Source organism: Streptomyces sp. NPDC090025 (assembly GCF_044748125.1).
GTDB lineage: Bacteria > Actinomycetota > Actinomycetes > Streptomycetales > Streptomycetaceae > Streptomyces.
Genome location: NZ_JBIVFL010000027.1, coordinates 1 through 18626 on the forward strand (window position 1 = coordinate 1; position 18626 = coordinate 18626).

The following is an 18626-nucleotide window of genomic DNA, read 5'->3' on the forward strand; positions in this document are numbered from 1 at the left end:
GCCACCCGCTACGACAAGACCGCACAGTCCTACGAAGCAGCCGTCACCCTCGCATCACTCCTGATGTGGGCCTGACATTTGACGACAGAACCTAGAGGCAACTCACGGCTAGTCGGGAGTGATCACAGCTGGTCACGGATAGTTCACCACCATCGAAGGGACGGTGTCGGTGCCCGAGGTCGGGGCGCCGACGTCGTTGATCACGTGGTTGTACTGCCCCTTCCCGCCGAGCGAGATCACCAGCAGGCTGTGGAACCTGACGCCCGGCCGCACCGGCGCCCGGAAGCCGTGTTCCTGACGGATCGTCGGGTCGACGTTGTAGAAGCAGTAGCTGCCGAGTCCCCAGCCCTCGTGGGTGGTGACGGAGTCGTCGACCCGGTACGCGGCGTAGCCCTGGACCGGGCCGTTCTGGATGGCGGCCTGGTTGGGGGCGTCGTACGCCTTCTCGTTCTGGAAGAAGATGGTGCGGCCCCGCTCGCCGTACCACTCCACGTCGTACTTGTTGAAGTGCTCGACGAACAGGCCGGTGGCGAGGACGTCGTCGCCGTACACCCGGACGCCGTAGTCGGAGCGGTTGGTCTCCCAGCCGACGCCGTCGCCGTGGTCGGCGCGCCACACCCAGGTGTGGTCGACGATGGTGTCGTCGTTGTTGATCACCATGGCGCTGGTGGCCAGGCCGGGGCCCGCGCCGCCGATCCGCAGATAGACGTCCTGGACGGTGGTGGGGTCGGCCGCGTGGTCGGCGGACGCGCCCTGCGGACCGATCTCCAGGAGGCTCGGCGAGTTCACCGGGCCCGCGTCGATGAGCAGTCCGGCGAGCCGGACGCCGTCGACGTCGCCGACCCGCATCGCGGTGACCCCGTTGTCCGGGATCAGGGTGGCGAGGCCGAGACCGAGCACGACGGTGCCCGGCCGGTTGATCTCCACCGTGCGGTCGACGTGGTAGACGCCGGGGGTGAACAGCAGGTGCAGGCCCTGTGCCACGGCCTGGTTCATGGTGGCGGCGGTGGTGCCGGGCTTGACCACGTAGAAGGAGCTGAGCGGCAGGGTCTGGCCCTGCGGGGTGCCGGCCCAGCTGACGCCGCGGGCGCCGGTGCGCTTGGCCGGGACGAACACCTTGAACGCGCCGCCCTCGTAGATGAGGAACGGCTTCTCGCGGGAGATCGGGGTGGTGTCGAGGGTCGTGTAGCGGGGCTCGGGGAAACTGGTGGCGGGGGCGCCTTCGACGCCCGAGAACACCTGGTTCCAGACCGAGTTGGACCAGCCGCCGATGGCACTGTCGCGGGTGTACCACTGCTGCTGCGAGTAGTTGCCGATCTGGCCGTCGATCCGGCTGTCGGCGATGTAGCCGCCGCTGGCCCAGCCGTAGCCGTTGGGCGCGAGGTTGAGGCCGCCCTTGACGTGCATCCGGCGGAACGAGGACGCCTGGGCGACGGCCCACCGGTCGGTGCCGCTGACCGGGGCGAGCGCCAGGTTCTCCGCCGAACGCCAGAAGTTCTGGGTGGCGTTGCCGTTGAACCAGCCCGCGTCGACGGTCACGTCACCGTTGATGGTGGTGTCGTCGGGGCGCAGGCCGAGTCCGGCGATCTGGGTGTAGAAGCCGAGCTGGGCGTTGAGCCCGTTGTAGGTGCCGGGCTTGAACAGGAACGCGTGGCGGCCGGTGCCGAACTGGGCCGACTCCTGCTGCCGGAACACGTCGTCGAGCTGCGCCTGGATGTTCGGGGTCGACGGGTCGACGATGTGCACATTGGGGCCGAGGTCACCGCCGCCGGGCAGCTGGGTGCCGCCGCCGGTGGTCCCGTACACCTGGAACTCCCACAGCGAATAGCCCCAGGCGGTGGCCCGGGTCAGGCCGTGCACACGGACGAAGCGGGCGGTGCCGGAGACCGGGAGCGACTCGGTCCCGCCCGGTCCGTTCGTGGTGCTGTACGCGGTGCTCCAGGCGGTGCCGTCGAGGGAGGTCTCGATCCGGTAGGCCCGGCCGTAGGCGGTCTCCCAGCGCAGGTCGACCCGGCTGAGCGTGGCGGGGGCGCCGAGGTCGACCTGGATCCACTGGGGGTCGGCAAAGGCGCTGGACCAGCGGGTGCCGGGGTCGCCGTCGACGGCCGCGGCGGCGGGCGTGCCGGCGTTCTCCTGGCTGGAGGCGGTGGCCGGCCGGCCCTGCGAGAGCAGGGTCGGCGCGGCCTGGGCGGCGGTCGCCGGGGCGAGCGCGAGCAGTCCGCCGATGAGGGCGGTGACGAGCCCGAGCACCCGGGTCCGCTGCCGGGTGCGGGGGCGGGTTCGGGGTCGGGGCGGGGCCGTGCGTGTCGCATGACGGAACATGGCGGCTCCTTGTGGGGTGGGGGTGCTGGTGCGGGTCAGCCGGCCTGCGCCCGGTGGGCGCGGATGAGCTCCGCGTAGCGCCGGCCGCTCGCCTTGACCGTCCGGCGCTGGGTCGCGTAGTCCACGTGCACCAGGCCGAACCGCTTGTCGTAGCCGTAGGCCCACTCGAAGTTGTCGAGCAGGGACCAGGCGTAGTACCCGGCCAGCGGCGCGCCCTTGCGCAGGGCGCGGGCGCAGGCCGCGAGGTGGGCTTCCAGGTAGCGGGCGCGCTCCGGGTCGTCGATCCGTCCGTCCGGGCCGACGGTGTCGGGGAAGGCGGAGCCGTTCTCGGTGACGTACAGCCTTTGGGCCCCGTAGTCCTCGGTGAGCCGCAGCAGCAGCGATTCCAGGCCCCCGGCGTCGATCTGCCAGTCCATGCCGGTGCGCGGCACGTCGGGCAGCCGGACCTCGCGGGCGTGCGGGACGGGTCCGGTGGGGTCGTCGGCGACGGTGACCGGGAAGTAGTAGTTGAGTCCGTGCCAGTCGAGCGGGGCCGCGACGGTCCCGGCGTCGCCGGGGCGCTCGGGCAGTGCGGCGCCGTGCCGCTCGTACAGTTCGCGCAGGTCGGAGGGGAAGCCGCGGCCGTACACCGGGTCGAGCCACCAGCGGTTGCCGTGGCCGTCGGCGCGGACGGCGGCGGCGAGGTCCTCGGGCCTGCTGCTCGCGGGTTCGAAGGTGGAGTGGTTGGTGACCAGGCCGACCTGGGCGCCCGGGGCGGCGGCGCGCAGGGCCGACGCGCCGAGGCCGTGGGCGAGGAGCAGGTGGTAGGAGGCGCGGACGGCGGCGGTGAGGTCGGTCCAGCCGGGGGCCATCCGGCCTTCGAGGTGGCCGATCCAGGCGGAGCAGAGCGGCTCGTTGAGGGTGGCCCACCGGGTGACGCGGTCGCCGAGCCGGGCGCCGACGACGGAGGCGTACCGGGCGAAGTGTTCGGCGGTGGCGCGCTCGGTCCAGCCGCCGCGGCTGTCGGCGGTCCGGTCCTGCAGGGCCTGCGGCAGGTCCCAGTGGTAGAGGGTGACGCTGGGGTCGATGCCGGCGGCGAGCAGTCCGTCGACCAGCCGGTCGTAGAAGTCGAGCCCGGCGGTGTTGACCGGGCCGTCGCCCTCGGGGAGCACCCGGGGCCAGGAGATCGAGAGCCGGTACGCGTCGGTGCCGAGCTCCCTCATCAGGGCGACGTCCTCGGGCCAGCGGTGGTAGTGGTCGCAGGCGGTGTCGCCGTCGTCGCCGTTGTCGATGGCGCCGGGGACCCGGGTGTAGGTGTCCCAGATGGAGGGGGCGCGGCCGTCCTCGGCGACGGCGCCCTCGATCTGGTACGCGGAGGTGGCCGTGCCCCAGGAGAAGCCGGCCGGGAAGGCGCCGAGGTCGAGGGGTGCGGTGCTCTCGGTGTGCTGGGTGCGGTCGGTGCGGTCGGTGCGGTCGTCGGACACGAAGGGCCTTTCCTCGGTGGGTGGTTGGGGAGTGGTCACCGGCGTCACTTGACCGCGCCCGCGGTGAGACCGGCGACGAGGTAGCGCTGGAGGAGCAGGAAGCCGGCCACGACCGGGGCGCTGACCACCAGGGACGCGGCCATCACCTGGTTCCAGTAGACGTCGTTCTGGGTGGCGTAGCCCTGCAGGCCGACGGCGAGGGTGCGGGTCGTGTCGTTCGTCATGACGGAGGCGAAGAGGACCTCGCCCCAGGCGGTCATGAAGGCGTAGATGGCGACCGCGACGATGCCGGGCAGCGCGGCCGGGATGATCACCCGGAAGAGGGCGCCGACCGGTCCGCAGCCGTCGACCTTGGCGGCCTCGTCGAGGTCGCGCGGGATCGAGTCGAGGTAGCCGACCAGCATCCAGATGGAGAAGGGCAGCGAGAAGGTGAGGTAGGTGAGGATCAGGCCGCCGCGGGAGCCGAACAGGGCGATGCCGGTGGCGTTGCCGATGTTGACGTAGATGAGGAACAGCGGCAGCAGGAAGAGGATGCCGGGGAACATCTGGGTGGAGAGCACGGTGACGGTGAAGACCCGGCGGCCGCGGAAGTCGTAGCGGCTGACCGCGTAGGCGGCGAATACGGCGACGGTGACCGAGCAGACGGTGGCGGCGCCCGCGACGACCACCGAGTTCACGAAGTAGTCGGCGAGCGGGACGGTGCGCCAGATGTCGGCGTAGGGACGCAGGGTGAGGCCGCTGGGCCACCAGCGGAACTTCCCCGACACGTCCGCCAGCGGTTTCAGGGAGCTGGACACCATCACGTACACCGGGAGCAGCACGAAGCCGGTGAGCAGGGTGAGGACGATCCGGCGGCTCCACAGGAAGGAGCGGGGCGGGGCGGTGGGTGAGCGGTGGCTAGGCACGTCCGGCCCTCCGTCCGCGTGAGGTGACGGCGAGGTAGACCCCGGTGACGACGAGCAGGAAGAGCAGCAGGAGCACGGACATGGCCGATCCGGTGCCGAAGTTCCAGGTCTGGAACGAGGACTGGTAGATGTGCAGGGAGATCAGGTCGGCGGCCTCGGGTGCGGCCTTCCCGAACAGTACGAAGGGCGTGTTGAAGTCGTTGAAGGTCCACAGGAAGAGCACGAGGACCAGGACCTGGTTGACGGGGCGCAGCGACGGCAGGGTGATGTGCCGCAGTTGCCGCCACATTCCGGCGCCGTCGAGGGCGGCGGCCTCGTAGAGGTCGCGGGGGATGTTCTGGAGTCCGGCCATCACGGTGAGGAAGGCGAACGGCCAGCCCTTCCAGACGGAGACGGTGAGCAGCGCCCAGAAGCTGTTGTCGCCGATCAGCCAGAAGGCGGGGCTTTCGCCGATGCCGAGCTGGTCGTGCAGGACGTGGTTGATCAGGCCGTTGTCGCGCTGGAACATGAACGCCCAGGTGATGACGGCGGCGTAGACGGGCAGCGCGTACGGGACGAGGAACAGGGTGCGCAGCAGACCCCGGCCGCGGAAGCTGTCCTGGAGGTAGAGGGCGGCGGTGGTGCCGAGCAGCCAGCACAGGCCGACGGACGCCAGGGTGAACAGGCAGGTGGTGCCGAAGGACTTGAGGAGGGCGGCGCCGACGGGGGCGTCGAAGTCGACCGCGACGGAGAAGTTGTCGAACCCGGCCCAGGGGGCGGTGCCCCAGTCGCGGATGTAGAACTGGGTGAGTTCCTTGAAGCTCATGACGGCGCCGATGACCATCGGCACCAGATGGACGAGGAGTTCGAGGAGCAGGGCGGGCAGCAGGAGCAGGTACGGGAGCGCGGTGCGACCGCGCCGGGCGGGGCCGGTGGGCGCCTTGCGGGCTCCGGTGGTCCCGGGCGGCGCGGGAGCCGCGCCGATGGCGGCCCCCGGACCCGTGCCCGGTCCCGGTCCCGTACCGGGGGTGGCGGTGACGGTCATGTCTGCGGTCGCACCTAGCTCTTGGGCATCTGCTGCTGGGCCTTGTCGAGCTTGGCCTTCACGGACTCGGTGGTGACCGGGCGGCCGGCGGCGGCGTCGGCGAAGAGCTCCTTCACGGCGGTGCCGACGACGGTCTCGAACTGGGACTCCTCGGGCACCTGCGGCAGCGCGCTGGCGCTCGTGGCGAGGGTGTCGCGGATGACGGCGAGCGCGGGCCCGGCGAAGGCGGGGTCCGACTGTGCGGCCTTGACCGGCGGGACGGAGCCGTAGGCCGCGTTGAGGGTCTTCTGCTCGGTGTCGCCGGTCATGAACTTCACGAACTTCAGGGCGCCTTGGCGGTTCTTGGTGTTCTTGAAGACGGCGATGTTGATCCCGGCGACCATGGAGTTGACCTGGGCGCCCTGCCCGGGCGTGCCGGACGGTACGGGCGCGGGGGCGACGCCCCACTCGTCGGGCTTCATGCCCTGGGCGGCGAAGGTCTGCGCGGCGGTCTGCCACAGCACCATCGCCGTACGGTCGTTGGCGAAGTCGGCGAGCGACTGGTTCTGCGCGTACTCGGCGTTGCCGGGCTGGACGATCTTCTGGGCGGCCATCAGGTCGACGTACTGCTTGACGGCGGCGACGGCGCCGTCGGAGGTGAAGTCGGCCTTGCCCTCGGGGGTGAAGAAGTCGGCGCCGTGCTGCTTGCCGAGCACGAAGACCTGGTGGATGTTGTTGGCGAGGTTGCCGCCCTCGACGCCGATCGCGGACTTCCCGTCCTTGGCGATCTTCTTCCCGGCCGCCTCCAACTCGGCCCAGGTGGCCGGGGGCTTGGTGATCCCGGCGTCGGCGAACATCTTCTTGTTGTAGTAGAGCGCGTACGCCATGGAGTAGAGCGGCACGGCGGCCGGGTCCTTGCCGGGAGCGCCGGTGGAGCCGAGCGCGGAGTCGACGAACCGCTCCTTGCCGCCGATGGCGCCGAAGTTCTGCCCGTCCCAGGGCAGCAGGGCGCCGCTGGCCTGGAGGGAGGCGCTCCAGGTGTTGCCGATGTTGAGGACGTCGGGACCCTGGCCCGAGGTGGTGGCGGTGAGGATCCGGTTGAGCAGATCGGACCAGGGCACCACCTCCAGCTTGACCTTGATGCCGGTCTCCTTCTCGAACCTGTCGAGTTCGGGCTGGAGGATCTTCTTGTCCGCCTCGACGTTGGGGCCCTGGTTGGAGGCCCAGTAGGTGAGCGTCTTCGGCTGCGAGTCCGAACCGCCCGAGCCGTCTGCCGAACCACCGCCGCAGGCGGTCGCGGTGAGGGCGAGGGAGAGGGCGACGGCGCCGGTGACCGCGGCTCTGATTCTGCGCATGACTCCTCGGGACCCTTTCGAGTGAGGCTTAATTTAGGACGTGAGTTAAACTGCAAGGGAAAGGCGCGTCAAGGCTTCGCGCCGGGTGTATCTTGCGGAACATCCTTGGGAGAACGGGGGGTTGGGGTGCGAGCGACCAGTGGCCGCACGGTGCGTGACCTGCGCAGGGAGAACCGCACGGCGGTGCTGCGGCGGCTCTATTTCGACGGCCCGATGAGCCGCTTCGCGCTCGGCCCGGCGACCGGGCTCAGCTCGGGCTCGGTCAGCAACGTCGTCGCCGAACTCGCCGCCGACGGCCTGGTCGAGGAGGCCGGCAGCGTCGACTCGGCAGGCGGACGCCCGCGCACCCTGCTCCGGGTCAGCCCCGGCAGCGGCTGCATGATCGGCGTCGACGTCGGCGAGACCCGGGTCAGAGTCGAGCTGTTCGACCTGGCGCTCACCGAACTTGCCCGCACCGAGCGGGCGTTGGCGGTCGAGGGACCGGAGCGCCACGAGCGGCACGAGCGGTACGAGGTCGGCGTGGTGGTCGGCCACATCCGCGACGGCATCGCCGAAGTGCTGCGGGCCGCCGCGATGGACCCGGACCGGCTGCTCGGCGTCGGGGTCGGCGTCCCGGGCATCGTCGCGCACGGCGGCCCGGACGGCGCGGTGGTGCACGGCCAGACCATCGGCTGGGACGCGGTCCCGCTGGAGCGGCTGCTGCGCCGCACGGTCGCGCTGCCCGCGGCCGTCCCGTACTGGATCGACAACGGCGCCCGCACCCTCGGCCAGGCCGAGCTGTGGTTCGGCGCCGGGCGCGGCGCGCACAGCGCCGTCTTCGTGCTCTTCGGCTCGGGCGTGGGCGCCTGTGTCGCCACCGATCCGATGGGTCCCGGCCGCGCCCTGGAGTGGGGGCATCTGACGGTACGGGTCAGGGGGCGGCGCTGCCGGTGCGGCGCGCGCGGCTGTCTGGAGGCGTACGCGGGGGCCGAGGCGCTGCTCGACCGCTGGCGCGAGGCGGGCGGGCGTCCCCCGGCGGGCGCCGACGAGGAGACGGCGCTGACCGCGATGCTGGCCGCCGCCTACCCGGCGGCCGGGACAGCGGCCGGGGCGGCCGGATCCGGGGCCGGGGCGGACGCCGGACCGGCGGACGCGACCGCGCTGGCCGTCCTGGAGGAGACCGCCGAGTATCTGGGCGCGGGCTTCGCCGACCTGATCAACCTGTTCCAGCCGGAGCGCATCCTGGTCGGCGGCTGGGCCGGGCTCCAGCTCGGCGAGCGCTTCCTGGACGCGGTCCGCGAGCACGCCCGCGCGTACGCGCTGCGCTACCCGGCCGCCCGGGTCACCATCGGCCTCGGCACCCTCGGCCCGGAGGCCGTCACCATCGGCGCCGCGATCCTCCCGCTGGCCGACTTCTTCGCCCGGGGCGGCCGCCGCGCCGCCGAGTCGCCGGGCGCGGGCGAGCCGGAGCCGGAGCCGGTGTGGACGACGACGGTACGGGAGCGGGCGGCGCACCCGTAACTCCCCCGGGCGGTACGGGACATGGGCCCCGGCCTACCGGGCGCCGCCGCCCCGTACGGCACCGGGCCCCGCTCAGTCCTGCTCGGCCCGGAACCGGGCGAGGCCCTCGGCGAGGTCCACGATCGGCTCCGGGTAGTCGGCGTACGCCGCCCGCTCCAGACCGACGAGCCGCCAGGGCTCGTGCACGAACGGACGCCCGAGCCCGGCGAGTTCGGGCACCCAGCGGCGTACGTACGCCCCGTCCGGGTCGTACCGGAGCCCCTGCCGGACCGGGTTGAGCACCCGGTTCGGCCGGGTGTCCGTGCCGGTGCCCGCCGTCCACTGCCAGTTGAGCTGGTTGTTGGCGATGTCGCCGTCGACGAGCAGCGACAGGAAGTGCCGGGCGCCCTCGCGCCAGTCGATGTACAGCGTCTTGGTGAGGAAGGAGGCGACGACCATCCGGCCCCGGTTGTGCATCCAGCCCTCGTGGGCGAGCTGCCGCATGGCCGCGTCGACCAGCGGATAGCCGGTGCGGCCCGCCTGCCAGGCCCGCAGGTCGGCCGCCGCGGCGGGGCCGTGCCGCCACCGCCGGTACCGGGGCCGGTAGTCCGCGCCACTCGCGTCCGGCCGGGCGGCGAGCACCTGGTGGTGGAAGTCGCGCCAGCACAGCTGCCGGACGAACGCCTCCGCCCCGGCCCCGCCGCGCCCGCGCGCCCGGTGCACGGCCTCGGTCGCGGAGACCGCGCCGAAGTGCAGATACGGCGACAGCCGCGAGGTGACGTCACCCGCCAGGTCGTCGTGCCCCTCCTCGTACGTGTCGCAGTGCCCGGCCAGCCACCTGCGCAGCCGCTCCCGCCCGGCCCGCTCACCACCGGTCGCGAGTCCCTCGGACACCCCGGCGACCTCGGCGCGGCGCGGCAGCCCGGCCGAGGGCACCGACTCCCCGAGGCCCTCGGGCAGCCGTACGGCGCGGGGCGCGGCGAGCGGCGCGCGCAGCGGTTCGGCGGCCCAGCGCCGCAGGTAGGGGGTGAAGACGGCGAAGTGGTCGGAGCCCTGCGGGGTGACCTCGCCGGGCGGTACGGCGGTGATCACGGCGTCATGGACGCGCAGCGCGCACCCTTCCGCCGCCAGCGCCCGCCGCAGCCGCTCCTCCCTGGCCCGGGCGAACGCCGAGCATCCGGCGGCCAGATGCACCTCGTCGGCGCCGGTCGCCCGGACCACGGCGCACACTTCGGCGACGGTGTCCCCGGCGCGTACCACCAGGGCGCCGCCGCGCTCGCGCAACCCCTCGTCGAGATCGGTGAGGCAGTCGGCGAGGAACGCGAGCCGGTTGGGGGCGGCGAACCCGGCGCGGTCCACGGCCGGGTCGCGGACGAACAGCGGCACGACCGCCCGTCCTTCGGCCGTCGCCGCGCGCAGCGGCGGATGGTCGTGCAGCCGGAGGTCGGAGGTGAACAGGACGACCGCGACCGGTTCGGGACGATCCGCGGGAGAGGCGTGCGAGGCGTGCATGGTCCGTGACCGTAGCGCCGTAGCGCCGTGCCGTGCGATCCGACACGATGGCGCGGACACGGACGGGGACACGGACGGGAACGAAGGAGCGGTGCGGGATGAGCGGTGTGGCGCGCAGGACGGTCGTCGCGGCGGCGGGCGGAGCGGGGTTGACGGTCGCCCTCACCGCCTGTGGCGCGGCCGACGAGAAGACGCCGGGCGGCGGTGACGGCGGTACGGGCGGTGGTGACGGCAGCGGCGGTCAGCAGGGCGCGGCCCTTGCCCGGACCGGGGACATCCCGGTCGGCGGCGGCAAGGTGCTCGCCGACCAGGGCATCGTGATCACCCAGCCGAAGCAGGGCGAGTTCAAGGCGTTCTCGGCCCGCTGCACCCACCAGGGCTGCACCGTGAGCACCGTGACCCAGGGCATCATCGCCTGCCCCTGCCACCACAGCCGTTTCGACGCCTCGGACGGCAGCGTCAAGCAGGGCCCGGCGACGCAGCCGCTGGAGCCGACGCCGATCGAGGTGACGGGCGAGGAGATCCGCCTCGGCTGACCGGACCGCCGCAGGAGCGTTTCAGGGCTTCTGCCAGCAGGCCAGCACCTCGTCGGTGGTGGCGACGGTGGCGACCAGCGCGAGCGAGTGGCGGATGAGCAGCGGGGTGTAGTCGGCCGGCACCCCGGCGACGGCGTCGCTCGGCACGACCACCTCGTAGCCGAGGTTGACGGCGTCGAACACGGCGTTGGGCACGGCCACGTTGGCGGAGACGCCGGTGACCACCAGGGTCCGGCAGCCCAGGTTGCGAAGGAGCGCGTCCACGTCGGTCCCGGCGATCGGGGACAGGCCGTGCAGCCGCCGGACCACCAGGTCCGCCTCGGTCACCTCGATGGGCGGGGCGATCCGCACGGCGGCGCTGCCGGGGTGCTGCTGCACGGGGAGCCGGGCGGCGGCCCGGAACAGCCGGGCGTTGCGGTTGGCGCCGCGTCCGTCGGGGCGCCGTTCGGCGACGGCGTGCAGCACCTGGACGCCGGTGGCGTGGGCGGCGGCGACGAGCCTGGCCACGTTCTCCAGGGCGCCCGACTCACGGGCGGAAGCGGCGAGTTCGGGCAGCGAGCTGTCGGCGCCGACGACGCCCTGCTGGCATTCGACGGTGAGCAGCACGGTGCCGTCGGGGGTGAGCTGCTCGCCGAGCCGGGCCAGTCGGCGGTCCGGGCCCCGGTCCCGCGCCGCCGGCCCCTGCCGGTCCTGCTGTCCGTCCTCGCGCGTCATGGTTCCTCCCACGGGTCACGGCTCCGCCGACCCGCCGCCCTTGCACCTCGGCGGCGGAGCGCCCATGCTTTCTGACACTCCATCAGAAATCCAGAAGGGTGCGGACGATGACCGTCGCACAGCGCCGTGGACGCCGGATCATGATGACCCCGGAAGAGCTCGACACCTTCCTCAGCGAACAGCGCACCTGCCGGGTGGCCACGGTGTCGGCGGACGGCCGCCCGCACGTCAGCGCGCTCTGGTTCGCCTGGGACGGCACCTCGCTCTGGCTCTACTCGATCACCCGCAGCCGCCGTTGGGCCGAGCTGCGCAAGTCCCCCCGGATCGCGGTGGTGGTGGACGACGGGGTCGAGTACGGGGAGCTGCGCGGCGTGGAGCTCTCGGGCGCCGTCGAGTTCGTCGGCGAGGCACCCCGTACCGGCGAACCCTGCCCCGAACTCGACGCCCCGGAAGCACTGTTCGCGCGGAAGAACTTCGGGCTCGACAGCATGCCGCACGACGGGCGGCACGCCTGGATGCGGCTGACCCCGGACGCCGTGGCGTCCTGGGACTTCCGCAAACTGGCGACCCTCGGCTAGGCCCCGGCCCCCGGTGAGCCCCGTCAGCCGTAACTGCGGGCGGGCGCGGGCCCGGCCGCGTACGCGACGGCGTCGGCCAGCGGTTCCAGGTCGGCGCGGGTGAGTCCGGAGACGGTGAGCCGGACCGCCGGGCCCGCGTCCATCCGGAACCGGGCGCCGGGCGCGACCGCCCAGCCCGCGCCGAGCAGCCGGGCGACGGCGCCGGTCTCGTCGGCGACCGGCACCCACACGTTCATCCCGCTGCGCCCGTGCGCCCGCACCCCGCGCCGGGCGAGGGCCCGGACCAGGCCGTCCCGGCGGGCCCCGTAGGAGGCGGCGACGACCGCCGGGTCGACGGCGCCGTCGCGCCACAGGTGCACCACGGCCCGCTGGAGCAGCTTGCTCACCCAGCCGGGCCCGAAGCGCTGGCGTCCGAGCACCCGGTCGACGGTCTCCGCGTCGCCGGTGAAGGCGGCGATCCGCAGATCGGGCCCCCACGCCTTGGCGACCGAGCGGACGAAGACCCAGCGGCCCGCGCCGTCGGCGAGCGGGGTGAGCGGCCGGGCGACGATGCCGTGCCCGTGGTCGTCCTCGACCAGCAGCACATCGGGGTGGGCGTCGAGCACGGCCCGGAGCGCGGCGGCCCGTTCGGGCGTGACGCAGGCGCCGGTGGGGTTCTGCGCCCGGTCGGTGACGATCAGCGCCCGCGCGCCGCCGCGCAGCGCCCGGGCCACCGCGTCCGGCAGCGGCCCCTCGTCGTCGACGGCGACCGGCACGGGACGCAGCCCGAGCGCCGGGACGAGGTCGAGCAGACTGCCCCAGCCGGGGTCCTCGACGGCGACGGCGTCGCCGGGGCGCAGGTGGACGGCGAGCACCCGCTCGATGGCGTCGAGCGAACCGGACGCGACACCGACCGGGCCCGGCGGCACCCCGCCCGCGTCGAAGGAGGCGCGGGCGAGCCGGGCGAACTCCTCGTCGACGGGCGCCTCCCCGTACATCGGCGGCCGTTCGGCGTACTCGCGGGCGACCGCCGCGAGCACCTCGCCGAGCGGCGGCAGCAGCGCCGGGTCCGGGCTGCCGTTGCTCACGTCACGGACGCCCGCGGGGGCGTCGACCCGGATCGACCCGCGCGCGGTGGTGGCGGGCGCGGCCCGCACCCGGCTGCCGCGCCGCCCGTCGGTCTCGATCACCCCGCGCTCGCGCAGGGTCCGGTAGGCGGCGGCCACGGTGTTCGGGTTCACCCCGAGCAGTCCGGCCAACTCCCGCATGGGCGGGAGGACTTGTCCGGGCTCCAGCTGCCCGTCGGCGACCCCGCGCTCGACGCTCGCGGAGATCTCCGATGCGCGGCGCCCTTCGATCCGATACTCTCCTAGCACAAACCAGATTATGCACTAGTGCAATGGAGTACGCAATGTCGGACACGACGACGCAGCCGCAGGCCGAGGAGCGGACGGACGCCACGCCGCAGGGGTCCTACGAGCCCACCGAGCGGACCGTCCCCACCCGCTCCCGTGACCGCGCCTCGTACGACCGCGCCTTCGTGCACGCCATCCTCGACGAGACCTACCTCTGCCACCTCGGCTTCGTCCGCGACGGCGCGCCGGTCGTGCTGCCGACGCTGTACGGGCGGGTCGGCGACGTCCTGTACGTGCACGGCTCCACCGGCTCCCGCCCGCTGCGGATGGCCGGCCGCGGCGAGCAGGCGCCCGGCCTGCCGGTCTGTCTGACCGTGACCCACGTGGACGGCCTGGTGCTCGCCAAGTCGGCGTTCCACCACTCCATCAACTACCGCTCGGTCGTGGTGCACGGCACCGCCCACCCGGTGACCGACGAGGCGGAGCTGCGCACCGCGCTCGACGCCCTCGTCGACCACGTGGTCCCCGGCCGGGCCGCCGACTCCCGCCCGGCCGACGCCAAGGAACTGGCCGCCACCGCGGTGCTCCGCATCGACCTCACCGAGGTCTCCGCGAAGGTCCGCACCGGTGGCCCGAACGACGAGCCCGAGGACATGGACCTCCCGCACTGGTCCGGCGTGGTCCCGGTCCAGCGCGGCTACGGCACCCCGATCCCGGCCGCCGACGCCGCCCCGCTCCCGCTGCCCGGCTACCTCGCCGAGCGCTAGAGCGGCACACGCCCTGGAGAGCCGCCCTACACGGTCACCGGCCGCCGGGCCGACCGGGCCTCCGCGAGCGCGAGGCCCGTCACCGCCGCGAGCAGCAGCGTGGTCCCGGCGACCGTCGCCGCCGTGAGGTGCTCGTCGAGCAGGGTGACCGCGATCAGGGCGGCGCTCACCGGTTCCAGGAGCATGATCACGGAGACGGTCGCGGCCCGGACCACGGCCGCGCCCGCGAAGTACAGGGCGTAGGCGAGGGCGGTCGGCACGGCCGCCACGTACAGCAGCAGCGCGAGCAGCCGCAGCGGGGCGACGGTGTCCGGCAGGAGCCCCTCCGCCAGGGCGAGCGGCAGCAGGCCGACCGCGCCGACCGCGAAGGCCCAGGTGGTGGTCGCCAGGGCGTCGCCGCTGCCGCCGGTCCTGCCGAGCAGCCGGGTGAGCAGGGTGATCGCCGCGTACCCGGCGGCCGAGAGGACGGCGATGGCCACCCCGAGCGGCCGCACCTCGGCGCCGCCGCCGCCGAGGACCAGCACCGCGAGCCCGGCGAGCGCCCCGCCGACGGCGGCCGCGCCCCCGGCCCCGATCCGCTCGCCGAGCAGCAGCCGGGCGCCGACCGCGATGAGCACGGGCCCGGCGCCGAGCGTGACGACGGTGCCGACCGCCAGGCCGGTGGCCTGCACGGCGGCGAAGTAGGCGCTCTGGAAGACGGTCAGACCGATGCCGGTGCCGAGGATCCGCAGCGCCTTGCGCCCGCGCGGCTCGACTGCCCGCACCCGGGCCGAGCCGGTCCGGATCCGCGACCGGCGGCGCAGCGCGAGGGCGCCGAGCAGCAGCCCGAGTCCGCCCACACAGCGCCAGAACGACAGGGCGAGCGGCCCCATGTCACTGATCCGGAAGACCAGCGAGGCGGCGGCCCCCGCCGTGCCCCAGGCGATTCCGGCGACGACGAGGAAGAGCAGACTCCGCCCGGTGGACAAGCTGGACAAGCCGGCCGGGCTGGGCAGGGGGGAGCCAGAGGTGTTCGACACGTGCTTCTCCGGGTGACGAGATGCCCACGAGGGCGAGGAAGGGTGGGGTGGTCACGGCCGTACGCGCGGGCAGGCAGCGACGAACCACCCGGGGGGCCTGGAACGGCCCGCCCCGGGCCCGGTCCTCGTCAGTGAGAAACGCCGCCCGCGCTAGGCGGCGGGAGGCGGAAGCACGGTCAAACGCATGAGCGGCACCCTACGGGGCGGTCCGCCCGCTCGTCACCCCGGCCCCGGCCCCGGGCTCAGCCCCAGTTCCAGCCCCGGCCTCCGGACCGGCCCCGGCCGCCACGGATCCCACCGAGGACGCCACCGGCTCCGCCCCCGGTGCCTTCGGCGTCGACGACTGCGCGATGAACGCGCCGACCAGGACCACCGCGCCCCCCACGATCTGCGGCGCGGCCAGGTGCTCACCGAGCAGCACCCAGGCGAGGACGGTCGCGACGACCGCCTCCAGGCAGGCCACCACCCCGGCCACCTGCGGCGAGAGCCGCCGGACCGAGATGACACCGGTGACGTACGCGAGGACGGTCGCGATCAGCACGATCCAGCCGAGCAGCAGCCACGCGGGCACGCCCGTCCCGTTCATGTCGGCGGTGCCGCCGAGGACCGACCAGTCCATGCCCCAGGGCCGGGCCACCGCCGTGAGCACCACGGCGCCGACGAGGAGCCCGTACGCGATGACGCCGAGCGGGTCGGCGGGCTCGGCCTCGTCGCTGCCCTGGTCGGACAGGACGAAGTAGCCGACCTGGCAGCAGGCCGCGGCGAGCGCGAGGACCAGCCCGAGCACGTCGAAGCGGAGCCCCGACCAGACCTGGACCACGCAGGCCAGGCCGCCGGCCGCGAGCACCACGCCGACGGCGGCGGCGCGGGTCACCGGCCGCCGCTGGACGAACCGCACCCAGCCGAGCACCAGCGCGGGCGCCAGGTACTCGATCAGCAGGGCGACGCCCACCGGGATCCGGGAGATGGCGGCGAAGTAGCACGCCTGGACACCGGCGACGGCGAGCAGTCCGAACCCGGCGAGCAGCGCGGGCTTGCGGCGCACCAGGTCGCGGTGGCGCCAGGCCACCGGCAGCATGACGAGGGCGGCGCCGGCCACCCTGAGCCACACCACATGGAGCGGGTCGAGTCCCGCTTCGATCAGCGGCTTGGCCGCCACTCCCGAACCACCGAATGCGAAGGCCGAGGCCAGGGCGAGTCCCAGGCCGGCGCTTCTCCCCTGAGACGCGTGCATCGGGCCATCATGACAGGACCCGGTCAGGCCCGTAACCCCCGTCACACCTGTTGAGACGGCTCCTCACCGTGACCGGTGAGCGCGGCCGGGTCGACCCCGGCGCGGCGCAGCACCTCGGCGGCCCGGCTGCCCGGGTCGGCGGCGAGCGCGCTCAGCAGATCGAGGCCGTGCACCCGCCGGTCGCCGCCGTGCTCACCGCGCCGGGCGGCCCGTTCGAAGGCGCCCGCGAGGGCGGTGGCGGCGGCGGGCGACCAGCCACCGCCGCCGTGCTCGCTGCCGCGCAGCACCGGCAGCGAGGCGCCGGTGTCCTCGACGGACCGCTGCCAGCGCATCCCGTAGCCGATGGCGCGCTGCACCAGGTAGCCGAGCACCCGGGCGCGCCGTTCGGGGTCGCCGACGGCGGCCCCGGCCGCCGGGTCGGACTCGACGAGGGAGTGCAGCAGATGGGCGGTGTCGATCTGGCGGTCGCCGTCCCGCAGGGCACGGCGGCGGGCGGCGCTGAGCGCCGTCATCAGTTCGACGGTGAGCCGGTCCTGGAGTTCGGCGCGGCGCGCGGCGGGCAGCGTCCGGGGCACCCGGGAGACGGGTGCGCGGCCGGGCGACGACGGAACAGGAGGGACGGGAGCGTGCACCCTTCCACCTCATCAGCCCCGGGGCCCCGGGTCATCCCCGCCGAGAAGCATGTGCGCGTCCCACCGGGGTTGGGTACGGGTGCACGGTTCCTCCTCCTTACGGATGAGATCGCGCGACTTCTCCCCCAGGGGCGCGCGCCGCCTTGCCATGCGCCGTCCACGCAACCACAGGACCGTCCCGTATCGTCCTCCAGGCATGTTCTGGATGGTGGCCCTTCTCGCACACGACGGGCGGCAGTACGTCTATCGGGTGTACGCGCCGCGCGCGGCGCTGCCGGGCGATCTGTTCTGGGCGGCCTTCCACTGCCACGAGGAGAGCGAGGGCCCGCGCGCCTCGGACTGGTTCGACTCGGCGCAGATCTGGTGGATCGGCGGCGAGACCGCAGAACTGACGGTTCATCAGTATTGAATGTTCACGCCGCTACGGCTACGTTCCGCGACACCGAACTGCCGCACCACAACTGCCGACTGGAACGCGTGAAGGGGTGGTCCCATGGCCGAAGTCAGCGCGGAGGCACGCATCGAGGCACCGGCCGAGAAGGTGTGGGCGAAGCTCACCGACTTCGGCACGCACGGGGAGTGGAACGCCACCCACACCAACTACCCCAACGGCGGCCCGGAGAAGCTGGAGGCCGGGGCCTCCTTCGCCGAGAACATGAAGCTGATGGGCTTCCCGGCCGAGGTGACCTGGACCGTGGAGGAACTGGAGCCGGGCCGGGTCTTCGCGATCCGCGGCAAGGGCCCGATGGGCGTCAACGTCGGCACCCGCTACTCCCTCACACCGGACGGCGAGGCCACCACCGTACGGATCGACGGGGAGTTCACGGGTGCGGCCGTCTCCCTGATGGCCGGCAAGCTGAAGGACTCGGCGACGGCGGCGCTCACGGAGTCGCTGCGCAAGCTCGCGGGTCTGGTGGCCTGACCGGCGCGTTCCGTACGGGAAGGGGCCCCGCGGCGATGTGCCGCGGGGCCCCTTCCCGGGTCCGGGCCACCGGGTCAGTGCTCGTCGGCCAGGATCAGGTACAGCTTCTTGCGGGCCTCGTTGATGACGTCGACCGCCTTCTGCCGCTGCTGGGCGTCGCCGGTCTTCCAGACCTGACCGAACGCCTCCATCAGCCCGAACCCGGCCTGCCGGATCTCGTTGACGGCCTCCCAGTCGACCCCGCGCCCGGCTTCCTCCCACGGGGCGTCCGGCCCCGCCTCGGACTCCGTGCGCCCTGCGTCGGTGAGCGTGAACAGCTTCTTGCCGCCCTCGCTCTCGCTGGCGATGAGGCCCTCGTCCTCCAGCATCTGGAGGGTCGGATAGACGGAGCCGGGGCTGGGCTTCCAGGCCCCGCCACTGCGCTCGCCGATCTCCTGGATCATCTCGTAGCCGTGCATCGGCCGGTCCTTCAGCAGGGCCAGGATCGAGGCGCGGACATCGCCGCGCCGCGCCCGCCCGCGCCCGGGACCGCGTCCGCCGCGGCCGCCCCACGGGCCCCCACCCCACGGACCTCCGCCCCAGGAACCCGGGCCGGGTCCGAAGTTGCCGAAGGCGGCACGCCGTCCCTCGAACTCACCGCGAGGGCCGGGACCGCAGAAGCCACGGCCGTGTCCGTGCTGGTGCTCGTTCTCGTGTCCATGTGTACGCATCGCAATGCTCCTTCCATCGGGATTGATCGCTGAACTGTCGCGATGCCTCAACGATATATCGGAACAGTTCGTTAGGCAACACCCGGGCGATACCCGCGCTCCCCCGGCCGGGGGAGGAAGATCGTTCGGGCGGCCGACGCC

General features: G+C 73.5%; 18 protein-coding genes. 6 read left to right on the forward strand and 12 right to left on the reverse strand.

Features of this window, described 5'->3' with window-relative positions; translation table 11 throughout:
• Positions 1-132: 132 nt before the first annotated feature.
• Genes ACIPXM_RS35175 through ACIPXM_RS35195 form a run of 5 tightly spaced genes read right to left on the reverse strand, consistent with a single transcriptional unit; the run spans position 133 to position 7048 of the window.
• A complete protein-coding gene (locus tag ACIPXM_RS35175) occupies positions 133-2322 on the reverse strand; it encodes a discoidin domain-containing protein (RefSeq protein ID WP_401664144.1) in 2190 nt (729 codons plus the stop codon).
• Between the two features lie 35 nt (positions 2323-2357).
• Positions 2358-3785 (reverse strand): GH1 family beta-glucosidase, encoded by a 1428-nt coding sequence (locus ACIPXM_RS35180; protein ID WP_401664147.1) that lies wholly within the window; start codon positions 3783-3785, stop codon positions 2358-2360.
• Positions 3786-3829: 44 nt separating this feature from the next.
• Positions 3830-4690 (reverse strand): carbohydrate ABC transporter permease, encoded by an 861-nt coding sequence (locus ACIPXM_RS35185; RefSeq protein ID WP_401664149.1) that lies wholly within the window; start codon positions 4688-4690, stop codon positions 3830-3832.
• Positions 4683-5714: a carbohydrate ABC transporter permease gene (locus tag ACIPXM_RS35190; protein ID WP_401664151.1), complete on the reverse strand. Its 1032-nt coding sequence runs from the start codon at positions 5712-5714 to the stop codon at positions 4683-4685. Before ACIPXM_RS35190 ends, ACIPXM_RS35185 begins: the two co-directional genes overlap by 8 nt.
• A 14-nt stretch (positions 5715-5728) precedes the next feature.
• Positions 5729-7048 (reverse strand): extracellular solute-binding protein, encoded by a 1320-nt coding sequence (locus ACIPXM_RS35195; RefSeq protein WP_401664154.1) that lies wholly within the window; start codon positions 7046-7048, stop codon positions 5729-5731.
• Between the two features lie 126 nt (positions 7049-7174).
• Between ACIPXM_RS35195 and ACIPXM_RS35200 the strand changes: the two genes are divergently transcribed.
• Entirely contained in the window at positions 7175-8548 is a 1374-nt protein-coding gene (locus tag ACIPXM_RS35200; RefSeq protein WP_401664157.1) for an ROK family protein, read from the forward strand.
• A gap of 72 nt (positions 8549-8620) precedes the next feature.
• Here the strand turns inward: ACIPXM_RS35200 and ACIPXM_RS35205 are convergent, their stop codons facing one another.
• Entirely contained in the window at positions 8621-10039 is a 1419-nt protein-coding gene (locus ACIPXM_RS35205) for a cryptochrome/photolyase family protein (protein ID WP_401664159.1), read from the reverse strand.
• Positions 10040-10137: 98 nt separating this feature from the next.
• Between ACIPXM_RS35205 and ACIPXM_RS35210 the strand changes: the two genes are divergently transcribed.
• On the forward strand, positions 10138-10575 hold the full coding sequence (locus ACIPXM_RS35210; protein WP_401664162.1) for a Rieske (2Fe-2S) protein: 438 nt from the start codon (positions 10138-10140) through the stop codon (positions 10573-10575).
• A gap of 21 nt (positions 10576-10596) precedes the next feature.
• On the opposite strand, the gene ACIPXM_RS35215 is transcribed toward ACIPXM_RS35210, so the two are convergent.
• Positions 10597-11289 (reverse strand): cysteine hydrolase, encoded by a 693-nt coding sequence (locus tag ACIPXM_RS35215; protein ID WP_401664164.1) that lies wholly within the window; start codon positions 11287-11289, stop codon positions 10597-10599.
• 107 nt (positions 11290-11396) lie between these two features.
• Between ACIPXM_RS35215 and ACIPXM_RS35220 the strand changes: the two genes are divergently transcribed.
• Positions 11397-11867, forward strand: a complete 471-nt coding sequence (locus tag ACIPXM_RS35220) for a pyridoxamine 5'-phosphate oxidase family protein (RefSeq protein ID WP_401664167.1) — start codon at positions 11397-11399, stop codon at positions 11865-11867.
• 23 nt (positions 11868-11890) lie between these two features.
• Here ACIPXM_RS35220 and ACIPXM_RS35225 read toward each other — a convergent pair whose 3' ends face one another.
• Positions 11891-13222 (reverse strand): aminotransferase class I/II-fold pyridoxal phosphate-dependent enzyme, encoded by a 1332-nt coding sequence (locus tag ACIPXM_RS35225; RefSeq protein ID WP_401664170.1) that lies wholly within the window; start codon positions 13220-13222, stop codon positions 11891-11893.
• 35 nt (positions 13223-13257) lie between these two features.
• On the opposite strand from ACIPXM_RS35225, the gene ACIPXM_RS35230 reads away from it, so the two are divergent.
• Positions 13258-13968 carry a pyridoxamine 5'-phosphate oxidase family protein gene (locus tag ACIPXM_RS35230; protein WP_401664173.1) on the forward strand — a complete coding sequence of 237 codons (711 nt, stop codon included), beginning with the start codon at positions 13258-13260 and terminating at the stop codon, positions 13966-13968.
• A gap of 26 nt (positions 13969-13994) precedes the next feature.
• Here the strand turns inward: ACIPXM_RS35230 and ACIPXM_RS35235 are convergent, their stop codons facing one another.
• The 3 genes from ACIPXM_RS35235 to ACIPXM_RS35245 all read right to left on the reverse strand — a co-directional run bounded on the left by ACIPXM_RS35235 (position 13995) and on the right by ACIPXM_RS35245 (position 16853).
• Positions 13995-14963, reverse strand: coding sequence for a DMT family transporter (locus ACIPXM_RS35235; protein ID WP_401664232.1), 969 nt, complete (start codon positions 14961-14963; stop codon positions 13995-13997).
• A 220-nt stretch (positions 14964-15183) separates the two neighbouring features.
• Positions 15184-16221: an EamA family transporter gene (locus ACIPXM_RS35240; protein WP_401664176.1), complete on the reverse strand. Its 1038-nt coding sequence runs from the start codon at positions 16219-16221 to the stop codon at positions 15184-15186.
• A 41-nt stretch (positions 16222-16262) separates the two neighbouring features.
• Entirely contained in the window at positions 16263-16853 is a 591-nt protein-coding gene (locus tag ACIPXM_RS35245) for a Clp protease N-terminal domain-containing protein (RefSeq protein WP_401664179.1), read from the reverse strand.
• A gap of 196 nt (positions 16854-17049) precedes the next feature.
• Here ACIPXM_RS35245 and ACIPXM_RS35250 point away from each other — a divergent pair, with 196 nt between their 5' ends.
• Complete coding sequence (locus tag ACIPXM_RS35250) at positions 17050-17262, forward strand: hypothetical protein (RefSeq protein WP_401664182.1); 213 nt, start codon at positions 17050-17052, stop codon at positions 17260-17262.
• A gap of 84 nt (positions 17263-17346) precedes the next feature.
• Positions 17347-17775: an SRPBCC family protein gene (locus ACIPXM_RS35255; RefSeq protein ID WP_401664184.1), complete on the forward strand. Its 429-nt coding sequence runs from the start codon at positions 17347-17349 to the stop codon at positions 17773-17775.
• 74 nt (positions 17776-17849) lie between these two features.
• On the opposite strand, the gene ACIPXM_RS35260 is transcribed toward ACIPXM_RS35255, so the two are convergent.
• Entirely contained in the window at positions 17850-18485 is a 636-nt protein-coding gene (locus tag ACIPXM_RS35260; protein WP_401664187.1) for a PadR family transcriptional regulator, read from the reverse strand.
• Positions 18486-18626: the final 141 nt, after the last annotated feature.

Coding starts and splice junctions, on each gene's coding strand:
- ACIPXM_RS35220 (WP_401664167.1), top strand. CDS start 11,397: ATGACCGTCGCACAGCGCCGTGGACGCCGGATCATGATGACCCCGGAA.
- ACIPXM_RS35210 (WP_401664162.1), top strand. CDS start 10,138: ATGAGCGGTGTGGCGCGCAGGACGGTCGTCGCGGCGGCGGGCGGAGCG.
- ACIPXM_RS35175 (WP_401664144.1), bottom strand. CDS start 2,322: ATGTTCCGTCATGCGACACGCACGGCCCCGCCCCGACCCCGAACCCGC.
- ACIPXM_RS35195 (WP_401664154.1), bottom strand. CDS start 7,048: ATGCGCAGAATCAGAGCCGCGGTCACCGGCGCCGTCGCCCTCTCCCTC.
- ACIPXM_RS35215 (WP_401664164.1), bottom strand. CDS start 11,289: ATGACGCGCGAGGACGGACAGCAGGACCGGCAGGGGCCGGCGGCGCGG.
- ACIPXM_RS35260 (WP_401664187.1), bottom strand. CDS start 18,485: ATGCGTACACATGGACACGAGAACGAGCACCAGCACGGACACGGCCGT.
- ACIPXM_RS35255 (WP_401664184.1), top strand. CDS start 17,347: ATGGCCGAAGTCAGCGCGGAGGCACGCATCGAGGCACCGGCCGAGAAG.
- ACIPXM_RS35190 (WP_401664151.1), bottom strand. CDS start 5,714: ATGACCGTCACCGCCACCCCCGGTACGGGACCGGGACCGGGCACGGGT.
- ACIPXM_RS35230 (WP_401664173.1), top strand. CDS start 13,258: ATGTCGGACACGACGACGCAGCCGCAGGCCGAGGAGCGGACGGACGCC.
- ACIPXM_RS35250 (WP_401664182.1), top strand. CDS start 17,050: ATGTTCTGGATGGTGGCCCTTCTCGCACACGACGGGCGGCAGTACGTC.
- ACIPXM_RS35240 (WP_401664176.1), bottom strand. CDS start 16,221: ATGCACGCGTCTCAGGGGAGAAGCGCCGGCCTGGGACTCGCCCTGGCC.
- ACIPXM_RS35205 (WP_401664159.1), bottom strand. CDS start 10,039: ATGCACGCCTCGCACGCCTCTCCCGCGGATCGTCCCGAACCGGTCGCG.